Annotated in this window: 14 protein-coding genes and 1 pseudogene; all 15 read right to left on the reverse strand. The window is 65.4% G+C overall.

All coding sequences use genetic code 11. The features are described 5' to 3' along the window. Positions 1-11: 11 nt before the first annotated feature. Positions 12-284, reverse strand: coding sequence for an HU family DNA-binding protein (locus AC27IQ_RS15375; RefSeq protein ID WP_284426416.1), 273 nt, complete (start codon positions 282-284; stop codon positions 12-14). Positions 285-473: 189 nt separating this feature from the next. After that, complete coding sequence (locus tag AC27IQ_RS15380) at positions 474-908, reverse strand: hypothetical protein (protein ID WP_284426415.1); 435 nt, start codon at positions 906-908, stop codon at positions 474-476. Next, positions 905-1,525, reverse strand: coding sequence for a hypothetical protein (locus AC27IQ_RS15385; RefSeq protein WP_284426414.1), 621 nt, complete (start codon positions 1,523-1,525; stop codon positions 905-907). The genes AC27IQ_RS15380 and AC27IQ_RS15385 overlap by 4 nt, the downstream gene beginning before the upstream one ends. Next, positions 1,522-1,998 (reverse strand): hypothetical protein, encoded by a 477-nt coding sequence (locus AC27IQ_RS15390; protein WP_284426413.1) that lies wholly within the window; start codon positions 1,996-1,998, stop codon positions 1,522-1,524. Before AC27IQ_RS15390 ends, AC27IQ_RS15385 begins: the two co-directional genes overlap by 4 nt. Continuing rightward, the gene (locus AC27IQ_RS15395) at positions 1,995-2,222 is read right to left on the reverse strand and encodes a hypothetical protein (protein ID WP_284426412.1); all 228 of its coding nucleotides are present in this window, start codon (positions 2,220-2,222) and stop codon (positions 1,995-1,997) included. Before AC27IQ_RS15395 ends, AC27IQ_RS15390 begins: the two co-directional genes overlap by 4 nt. Continuing rightward, positions 2,222-2,767: a hypothetical protein gene (locus AC27IQ_RS15400; protein ID WP_487089974.1), complete on the reverse strand. Its 546-nt coding sequence runs from the start codon at positions 2,765-2,767 to the stop codon at positions 2,222-2,224. The genes AC27IQ_RS15395 and AC27IQ_RS15400 overlap by 1 nt, the downstream gene beginning before the upstream one ends. A 14-nt stretch (positions 2,768-2,781) precedes the next feature. Further along, a complete protein-coding gene (locus AC27IQ_RS15405) occupies positions 2,782-3,051 on the reverse strand; it encodes a hypothetical protein (RefSeq protein ID WP_487089975.1) in 270 nt (89 codons plus the stop codon). Positions 3,052-3,060: 9 nt separating this feature from the next. Further along, on the reverse strand, positions 3,061-3,258 hold the full coding sequence (locus AC27IQ_RS15410) for a hypothetical protein (RefSeq protein ID WP_284426409.1): 198 nt from the start codon (positions 3,256-3,258) through the stop codon (positions 3,061-3,063). Continuing rightward, a complete protein-coding gene (locus AC27IQ_RS15415) occupies positions 3,258-3,485 on the reverse strand; it encodes a hypothetical protein (RefSeq protein WP_284426408.1) in 228 nt (75 codons plus the stop codon). Before AC27IQ_RS15415 ends, AC27IQ_RS15410 begins: the two co-directional genes overlap by 1 nt. A gap of 142 nt (positions 3,486-3,627) precedes the next feature. Then, the gene (locus tag AC27IQ_RS15420) at positions 3,628-4,866 is read right to left on the reverse strand and encodes an ExeA family protein (RefSeq protein ID WP_487089976.1); all 1,239 of its coding nucleotides are present in this window, start codon (positions 4,864-4,866) and stop codon (positions 3,628-3,630) included. A gap of 11 nt (positions 4,867-4,877) precedes the next feature. Next, positions 4,878-6,671 (reverse strand): integrase, encoded by a 1,794-nt coding sequence (locus AC27IQ_RS15425; protein ID WP_487089977.1) that lies wholly within the window; start codon positions 6,669-6,671, stop codon positions 4,878-4,880. Positions 6,672-6,684: 13 nt separating this feature from the next. Beyond that, the gene (locus AC27IQ_RS15430; protein ID WP_487089978.1) at positions 6,685-7,644 is read right to left on the reverse strand and encodes a hypothetical protein; all 960 of its coding nucleotides are present in this window, start codon (positions 7,642-7,644) and stop codon (positions 6,685-6,687) included. Positions 7,645-7,739: 95 nt separating this feature from the next. Continuing rightward, entirely contained in the window at positions 7,740-8,048 is a 309-nt protein-coding gene (locus AC27IQ_RS15435; protein WP_272569181.1) for a hypothetical protein, read from the reverse strand. Continuing rightward, a complete protein-coding gene (locus AC27IQ_RS15440; protein ID WP_487089979.1) occupies positions 8,045-8,323 on the reverse strand; it encodes a hypothetical protein in 279 nt (92 codons plus the stop codon). The genes AC27IQ_RS15435 and AC27IQ_RS15440 overlap by 4 nt, the downstream gene beginning before the upstream one ends. Positions 8,324-8,325: 2 nt before the next feature. Continuing rightward, a pseudogene (locus tag AC27IQ_RS15445) lies at positions 8,326-8,553 on the reverse strand (hypothetical protein); the annotation flags it as partial.

The raw sequence follows: 8,553 nt of genomic DNA on the forward strand, positions 1-8,553 counted from the left end.
AGCCGGCTGGCTCAGTTCAGCGCATCCTTCAGCGGCTTGCCTGCGGAGAACTTGGGTGCCTTGCTGGCCTTGATCTTGATGGCCTCGCCCGTCTTCGGATTGCGCCCCGTGCGTGCCGCTCGCTTGGTCACCGAGAACGCGCCGAAGCCCACCAACGTGACGCTGCCGCCCCGTTTCAAGGTGTCCCGGATGGACGTCAAGGCCGCCTCCAGGGCAGCGCCCGCGGCCACTTTGGTGATACCGGCTTGGTCGGCCATGTTTTCGATCAATTCAGACTTGTTCATTCGCTACTTTCGAGAGTTAGAAAAATCCCGGTGGACGGCACCGGGCACCGGATCGGTCAGCGAACTGGAACGCCCCGATCTGCGGCAGTTGCGGCCTGCCAAGGCCGTGGCACACACCGCTTGCCACGTCTTTCTCTAGGGGGGCAGCGTCAAGCACTTTTTTGAACTCGTCGAGTGCTTCGTCGCGCGTCATTTGGGGTGACCCTTCTCGAATCGCTCGACCTTGGCGACGCGGTACCGGATGTGCCGGAAGGCCTTTTCTTGCTTTTCATAGAAGTGCACCAAGTCACCCACAGCCAGCAGAGCGGGCTGAAACACCTTTTTGCCGTGCCAGACGGACGCCTGGAAAGGCTCGCACCCGATCACCGTGCCCTTTGCATCCAGTTCCCAGCGCAGGAAGTCCTGGCCTTGGTCCTCAAAGGTCACCACCGTAGCCACCCTGTCCAGATGGCGGATGCGGCGATGCACAGCGCTCGCCACGGTCTTCTGCAGACCAGGCACGAGCAGCGCCGCGTCGCACTGAGCACGTTCAAAAGAGCTCACAAGGCGCAGGCGGTCGTCCGCCGTGACGTGATAGGTCGGCACGCCGCCATACACGCCGGCTTTGAAAGGGTTGTTGGTCATTTGGTCCTCCAAACCCGGATTCCGGTGTCGAGCGTGCGGGTCGTGAGGGTCTTGCCCGTCGCGTCCTTGTAGGCCTTCACGGCGGTGCTGATCGAGGACCGGGCGGCATAGGGGACGAGGAACGAATCGCCCGGCTCCAGCTTTTCCAGCAGCGGCGACCAGTCCATGACCTTCACGCCCGATGGCAGGGGCACGTCCTTCTCGATGGGCACCGTCAGCGCATCCATCGTGAAGCGCGGGGACTGCTTCCTGGCCCGTGGGGCCGGGGCCGCAGTCGGCGGGGTGGGTAGTTCGTCCCGGCGCGCCGCACGACCTTCGGCCGACGCGATGCCCTTGCGTTCCAGCCATCCGTGAAAACCGCCACTGCCAGGCTGCTCCGGTGGATTCAGCGCGACCTTGCCGGCGCGGTAAATCAGCTCGCCGCTCTCGTTGTCTTCGGCGCGCACCAACAGGCTGGCCTGGACAGCAGGGCCGAGTAGCGTGTGGACGTTGCGGCGGTCGCAGTCGCATTTGGCGGCGATCAGATCGGCGTCCAATTTCTCGTCGGGGTGTGCCTGCAGAAACTGGGTCACCTTCCAGGCGACTGAGTTCTCGCGGGGGGTGTAGGCGGCGCTCATGCCGCACCGCCTTCCTGCGTTGCGATGGCCGCACCTTCGGCCGGGACAATCTGCACCCGCTCCAGCGTCAGCGGATCGGTGCCATAGGCTTCTCGGAAGTCGGACCCGATCCTAGGCACACCAAAGCCGTCGCTTCCGGTTCCGATGCCTGTATGCGTCCAGCGGGCATCCTCAGCATTGGTGAAGATGACGCCTTGACGGCATGGCGCGAAGACAGCCCAGTATTGCCGGGCTGCAGGCTCGCCGCTGCCATGGATCGCGGGGACAGCCTGATAAGTCAGGTTCTCAGCGAATTGGCTGCTGTACCACTCCTCGTCGAAGCCGCCCGCAGCGGCTGCGGCGGCAGTGGCCAGATCGAAGAGCTCCGATCCGGGGCCCGCGAGAAAAGCCATGCGCGGGTCGCTCTTGATGCGCTGCAGGAGGTGCGCCACCACTCGCTCGAAAAGACGCAGGTGATCTTCGGTCATGCTCATGCTGTCGCTCCCTTGCGCTCTGGCGCTTTGTGTTCCTTGCACACCGCCTGGGCCGTCACACCGAACCCGCCAAGGGTGCAGCGCCACGGATAGACGTCGTTGTATGCGCCGCTTCGGGGAGCCTGCTCGCCGTGGCTGCAGTTGCGGCAGCACGGGCGCTGGTTGGCGTTCAGGTAGCCCATGGCCGCCTTCTTGTTGTCGATAGGGGTTGTGCGGAACACCATCACGACAACTCCGCGTTGGCTTCTTTGATCGCCGCGTTGATGACCGAGGTCACAGCCTTTTCGATGGTGCTGTCCACGCTCTTGATGAGCGGCTGGTCGCCAGCGCCCTCAACAGAGACGCCCAGGCGCTTGAGGACCTTCGGGTCCAGCTGGGCCAAGGCGCTGGCCACAGGCTTTTCCGTGGTCTTGATGAGCAAGTCGGCCTGCTCCGCCGTGATCTCGCCGGCATCAACCAGGCGGCGGATGCGGTCGCACACCTTCTCGTCGTCGTCCCACTGCAGGGACCCGTTGGACAGCAGCATGCCGAACTTGATGCCGTCCACCACGTAGGTGCGCGGCTTCTCGAACAGTTCGGGGTGGGCCTTGATATGGTCCACCAGCTCGTTGTGCTCCTTGGCGACCTGGCGGGCCACGCGCTTGATCTCGGCGAGCGAACCATTCTTCACGGTGTCGAGATTGCTCTGCAGCGTGAGAAACAGGGCGGAAAGGCGGTCGCGGTGTTCGCTGAGAGCGGAGGCGCGCTTCTGGGCTTCTTGAAGTGACATGGGTTACCTCTGGATCAATGGATGGCGTTGCAGTCGGGGACTTGTGTGGCGGTCGAGGCTTTGAGCAACTCGCCCGCAAGTTCGGCCGAGGACATGGAGCACAAGCCGATGGCGTGGGGAGGCAGGGTTTGCGCGTGGAATCGGTAAAGCATCACCAGGGCCTCCAGGACCACCACGGTGCGCAGTGGCTGGTGCGGGCGCAGCACTTTGTCGATGATTTGGGCTGCGAGCGCCGCGCCATCGGCTTGCAGATTGGCCTGGGTGAATTCGTTTTTTTCGGGCATGGCAGGCTCCTAGCAGCGGTAACCGCGGCTATCGATGCGCTTGTGGTCATCCGCCCCGGCGCGGGTGGCCGGGGCGGGGCTGGTCGTCCAGACAGGCGCACGCATGAGGTCGTATTGCGCGGCCGGCGCCGGGTCTGCAGGGCGCAGGGAGGGCCGCTCTTTGTCGCGGGGCCGTCCCCGGCCGGGAAGGATTCGTTCGGTGGTCATCAGAGCAGCCCTCCACCGATGCGGCGGGCCGGGAGCCGGTCCAGCTCGGGCTGGATGCCCAGGCACATTTGCTGGCCTACCGCCATGCCCTGCAGATGCACGCGGTCCATGCGGGTGTCCAGCTTGTAGATTTCCGCCGCGGCGATCAGCAGCATGGTCGTGAGCACCATGACCAACGCGCTCAGCAGAACGACCAGGGGAACGCGGGGATAGCGGCGCGTATTCATGCTGCCTCCCTGCGCGGTACAACGGACCTCACGCCTTCCAGGTGGAGCGCTGCAGTGATGGCCTCCCAGTCGCTGCCGAAGGTGCCCCGCATCCGGCCGCGGCTTCCATCGTCCATCGTGATGAATACAAGGTAGGACTTCATCATTTCCCCCTCGCTGCCGCCAGAATCAGCGGCGCCGAGACCTTGGGGGCGCCGATCTTCACGGCTTCGTTCATCGCCAGCGTGACGAGGTTGTTCACGGCCAGCGGATGGCACAGCGACTTCTCCCGCACCTCGCGCTGGCCGCGATGGGTGCGCGTCTCGGAGATGCGCAGCGCATCGCGGATGGCATCGATCGCGCTCGGCTCCAGCACCGAGGCCATGTCCACATCGGCCCGCGCGAACTTGTGCTGCAGGTAGGCCTGCACATGGTTGTCCAGGGCCGGCAAGTGGATCAGTTCGCAACGCTGCACCACTTCGCGCACCTCGGGGTCGTTCTCGCTGAGCTTTTCTTCCAGCTCCGTCTGGCCGATCAGCATGATCGCGAGCAGCTTCTTGAAGCCGTCCTCCAGCTCGTAGAAGCGCTTCAGGCACTTGATCGTGGGCTTGGCCAGGGCATGGGCCTCTTCGATGATGACGACGTGCTTGCGGCCCACCTGAGCCGCGCCCTGCAGGACGCGCTTCATCTGGTCGCTGCGGTCGTCCAGGCGCTGGCGCAGCGCCGTGCCGGGTGCCACGTTGCGGATCACCGACGCCACGATGTCAGCAGCCTTCAGCGGCGTGCCGTCGCGCTCGTTGGCGGCCATGCCCAGCACAAAGGGCTCGATCACCGTGATCGGCTCGCCCGTGTCGGCGATCCACTGGTTCAGGTCTTTGCGCAAGATGCTCTTGCCGCCGCCCGACTCGGCCACCACGGCCAGCATGCCGCCGTACTTGGCGGTTTGGCGCATGGCGCTGCGCACGTAGCGGATTTCGTCCGTCACGAACACATCGCCCTCGTCGCGCATTTCATCGACGAAGGGGTCGCGCGGAATCTTGAAGTGGCGCCGCGCGTCCGGGGTCAGTTTGTAGTGCCGTAGTAGCATGAAGGGGTCCTCTCCTTGGGTCTTGCCTGGCTGGGGGCCGGAGTGAGTGGCTTGCGCCATCGCCTGCAGCTCCGCGTTGGCGCGCGGGGCTGTAGGTGCTTCGTCGAACGTCGCCGCCACCGTTTCCGGGGAGGCGCCGCACGCCGTGAGGTATTTGCGAATGCGCTCCTTGAGCGCGGCTTCGCCCCCGCAGGCCTTGGGCCAGCGGTCGTAGTTGATGGCCAGTGAAATCGTGGCGGTGCTGACGCCGGTGTGGCGGGCGCAGTCGGCAGCGGACCGGCTTACCGCTGCCAGGTCGGCGCGAAGGTTCAACATCGAAGCGACCATCACACCGCCCTCAGCCCGCCAGCGGCGCGCATGGGCTGCGGTGCTTCGGCTTGGTCCGCGTACTGCGCGATCAGCGCATCCACCTGGTCTTCCGGCACGCCGGCCTCGTAGCGCTTCATGAGGAAGGCGTTTTCTTCGGGCGCCAGATGGCGGCCGATGGCCTTGACGATGCGCAGCATCGCGGTCACCGGGTCGAGCAGTTCGGGCCCGGCCGGGGCGGCGTGTACCGGCGTGGCGATCTCGGCGCCCTGCCGTGGCAGGTAGGCCGGCAGTGCCACGTCCTTGAGGTAGCCGTGGGCGCTGAGCTGACCGCCGAAAGGCGTGGCGCGCTTGGCGCGGGCTGCTTTGACTTCATCCGCAGAGAGGCCCGGATATGCAGCCTCGTCCATCGACGTGGCCGCATGCTCGGCGCCCGTCTTCGCCGCGCGCTTGTACTCGGCGCCGATCTCGGCGGCATCGGCCTGCTGGCCGAACTCGTCGAAGTCGCGCTCAGGCTCGCAGCGGTAAATCAGCGGCTCGCCGTCGTAGCGCTCCACCTGCACCTGGACGGCGCACTCGCCGAACACCAGCCCGCGCACCTTCACCAGGTCGCCCACATTGATGCCATCGAAGCCGCGCAGGCTGTAAGCCAGCGTGCGACCGGCAGACGGATGACGGAACGTGATGGACAGGTTGGGCTTCACCTGGCGCTCTTCCTCCTTGGAGCGCATGAACGCCTGGCACACCTCCACCGGAGGCAGCACGCGCAACTGCTCGGGGGTGATGAGCTGCCAAAGGTCGTAGCGGGCCACCGGCTGCTGCAGGCCCGGCCGGCGCAGCCGCGTGTCCTGGCCCGGAATCAGGTTGGCGCAGTAGGCATTGGTCCAAGCGAACGCGGCAGCGTTGAGCTGGTCCACGTCTTCCACGGGCTCGAACCGCAGCCGGCTCTCGAACTGCGTCTCCACGATGTTGTTGCCGTTCTCCGCGCCACCCTTGGCGCGGCTGTTTCCGGCCTCGTGGGTGACGTGGTTCACGCCCAGCGCGTCCAGCAGCGAGCGCACCGCCGCCGACGTGTTGGCACTGCCCTTGTCCCACAGCAGGTGGCGCGGCACGCCCTGGAACGGCCGGCCTGCCTGCAGTCCCCACGCGAACATCAGAAAGCGGAACAGGTTGTACTGGTCTTCGCCCGCTGCTTCCGTGTACCAGGGGATCACGGTGGCGCTGGCTTTGTCGTAGCACACGTACCGATAGCACTTGAACTTGAGCTTGGCGATCTTGTCCAGCTTGTTCTTGTAGAACTCGTCGTCGCGCATGATGTACTGGCGCCCCTTGAGGTAGTACACAAGGCACAGCGAGGGGTCGATCTGGTGCGTGTGGTTCGGGTAGGGAGCGCGCAGCGCCTGCACGGGCGCCGCCACCCGCTGGGAGGCCACGTTGAGCTTGCGGTCGCGCATGAGCCGGTTCAACTGCCCGTTGCTCACGCCGAACGCATGCCCGTTCTGTTCCAGGATGCCGCGCGCCGTGGTCGTGAAAAGCGTCTGCTTGCCATTAGCGCGGATGGCCTCGCGCTGGGCAGACCCCAGCGTCACCAGGGCCTCGCTGGAAACGCTGGTAGAGCCCTTGTCGCATCGCGCCTTGCGGCCCGACGACCAGCCGGCCACGCTCTTTAGGTGCCGGTACATCGTCTGCACCGACAGGCCTAGGAACTGCGCCGCTTCCTGCACGATGGGGGTGGCGCCCCCATGCTCGGCAGCGTCCAGGCGCCGGGCCGTCTGGCGCAGGTAGTCGCAGGCTTCGGGGGAGAGTGCAGCCATGTCGTCCAACACCTCAAGCCGCTGCATCCGCAGCCTCAGGCACTTGCATCAGGTACTGACGAGCTTCGGCCAGGTCATCGCCGAAGCGCTCGGCAAAGGCATGCTGCGCGGCGCCCACCAGTTCCGCGAGGCGGTTCAGGCTGTCCTGCAGGCTCAGTGCCACCAGCGCCACGCTGCGCGGCAGCGGCACCGGCTCCGTGGGGTCGTAGTTCTCTGCCTGGGTCACCTCATCCGTCCACCATTGCTCCAGCGCCAGCGTGGCCTGGTGGTGGGCTTCGATGCCGTTCTCGATCAGCGACTGGCGATCCGCGATCTCCTCTTTGAAGGGCAGGATGCGCTCGTCCAGGGGAACGACCACCGGGCGCTTGCCGGCGAGCTTCTTCTCGGCTTTGTCGGCGCGCTCGTCGGCCTTGGCGCGCTTCTCGTTGGCGAACTTCACATCCTGCTCGGACTGGCGCAGCCGCTCGCGCAACTGGCTCGCGCTCAGACGGTCGATGTCGTCCATCTCTGAGAGGTTTTCCAGCACGTCGTCGTCGTGGGTGACGAGTTCCAGGAAGGCGCTGGCGTTTTTGACCTGGGAACTCAAAAGTTCCAATTTGGAACTTTTGACGGTCTTTGCAGCCGCTTGCATGAAGCGGTAAGCCGTGGACTTGGAGAAACCGAGCAGTTCAAGCCGGGCCTCGAACTCAGTGTTTTTCCCAATTTGGGAATTGCCTGGGGGAAGCATTTCTCGCAGAAGCAGCAGTCGCTTGCCCGTTTCCAGAATGGCTTCGACTGTGCGCCGCTGGTAGAAACGAATCTCGTCTTCCAGAGTGCCCACCGTCAGCGCACCCTCGTAGCCCAGTTCCTGCGCCATGGCCGTGGCCTTGGCCTCCACCACCTCCAGCGCACCCCGCGCCGCGGCTTCCTGGATAGCCATGTCGGCGGGAGTTGCGCCCACGAAATCGGGGCCAATCTGCTCGGCTGGGGGCAAGGCCTTGCGGCCTTTCTTGAGAAAGCGCTCTTCGATCTGAGCGTCGGACAGTTGGGGTCGTGCCATTGGGCTTTTTCCTCTCTTGATGGGGTGATTCAGATGGCGCGCGTGTAGCGCTGGTCGATGTCGTCGATGCGCTGACGCACACGGCGCATTTCGTCGTCATGGGCGCGGGCGAGCTGGATCAGCTTCGGCGTCAGGCGCCAGCACTCTTCGTTGCCGGGAATTCGCTCCGCCACGCCTTCGTCTGCCAGCAGTTCAAGGTCGCGCAGCGCCATGGGCGGCGAGACCTTTAGCGCCTCCGCCACCTGTTTCAGGCGCAGGCCGTCGAACGCATGGCCCTGCAGCAGCCAGAGCAGGCGAAGCGCGCGGCGCACGGGTTGGTGGTGCTGCGGGTTGCTCATGCGAGCACCTTGCGACCAGCCCGCAGCTGTTCCACGGCCTGGGCTGCTGCCTCGGCGGCGGCGCGTTCCGCAGGGGGCGGCCCGTACCAGTGCTGAAACACCACGGTGCAGCCGCTCGGGTCGCGCGCCGTCTTCGTCAGCAGCGGGCGGTCGGGATTGGCCGCGCCGTGGTCCGTCGCCGGCAGGGCAATGCGGTCGAACTCGTCGCGCTTGACGATGCCGACATACACGTAGTCGGGCGTCATCACGCTGGCCCAGTTGGAATCGATGGTCATGATCAAAGCTCCAGTTCCGGCGCGGCGTAGCGCGCCACGTTGTGGTGATGGAAAGCCACTTGCTCCAGGTGCGTGCGAAGCGCTTCCAGGGTGGCAGCGGGGTTTGCAGCGGAGGGGTCGGCATAGAACGCGGTCAGCAGCTGCAGCGCGGCGGCGCAACTGCTGTTCACGGCCAGCAGATCGGCCTGTCCCGCGTTACGGCCCGTGGGCATGGGAATGGACAGGCGCCC

The sequence above is a fragment of the Acidovorax sp. KPB24-07 genome (assembly GCF_057543315.1).

What these genes read in the sequence shown, in the direction of transcription:
- AC27IQ_RS15375 (WP_284426416.1), bottom strand. Translation starts at nt 284, where the DNA reads ATGAACAAGTCTGAATTGATCGAAAACATGGCCGACCAAGCCGGTATC.
- AC27IQ_RS15380 (WP_284426415.1), bottom strand. Translation starts at nt 908, where the DNA reads ATGACCAACAACCCTTTCAAAGCCGGCGTGTATGGCGGCGTGCCGACC.
- AC27IQ_RS15385 (WP_284426414.1), bottom strand. Translation starts at nt 1,525, where the DNA reads ATGAGCGCCGCCTACACCCCCCGCGAGAACTCAGTCGCCTGGAAGGTG.
- AC27IQ_RS15390 (WP_284426413.1), bottom strand. Translation starts at nt 1,998, where the DNA reads ATGAGCATGACCGAAGATCACCTGCGTCTTTTCGAGCGAGTGGTGGCG.
- AC27IQ_RS15395 (WP_284426412.1), bottom strand. Translation starts at nt 2,222, where the DNA reads ATGGTGTTCCGCACAACCCCTATCGACAACAAGAAGGCGGCCATGGGC.
- AC27IQ_RS15400 (WP_487089974.1), bottom strand. Translation starts at nt 2,767, where the DNA reads ATGTCACTTCAAGAAGCCCAGAAGCGCGCCTCCGCTCTCAGCGAACAC.
- AC27IQ_RS15405 (WP_487089975.1), bottom strand. Translation starts at nt 3,051, where the DNA reads ATGCCCGAAAAAAACGAATTCACCCAGGCCAATCTGCAAGCCGATGGC.
- AC27IQ_RS15410 (WP_284426409.1), bottom strand. Translation starts at nt 3,258, where the DNA reads ATGACCACCGAACGAATCCTTCCCGGCCGGGGACGGCCCCGCGACAAA.
- AC27IQ_RS15415 (WP_284426408.1), bottom strand. Translation starts at nt 3,485, where the DNA reads ATGAATACGCGCCGCTATCCCCGCGTTCCCCTGGTCGTTCTGCTGAGC.
- AC27IQ_RS15420 (WP_487089976.1), bottom strand. Translation starts at nt 4,866, where the DNA reads ATGTTGAACCTTCGCGCCGACCTGGCAGCGGTAAGCCGGTCCGCTGCC.
- AC27IQ_RS15425 (WP_487089977.1), bottom strand. Translation starts at nt 6,671, where the DNA reads ATGGCTGCACTCTCCCCCGAAGCCTGCGACTACCTGCGCCAGACGGCC.
- AC27IQ_RS15435 (WP_272569181.1), bottom strand. Translation starts at nt 8,048, where the DNA reads ATGAGCAACCCGCAGCACCACCAACCCGTGCGCCGCGCGCTTCGCCTG.
- AC27IQ_RS15440 (WP_487089979.1), bottom strand. Translation starts at nt 8,323, where the DNA reads ATGACCATCGATTCCAACTGGGCCAGCGTGATGACGCCCGACTACGTG.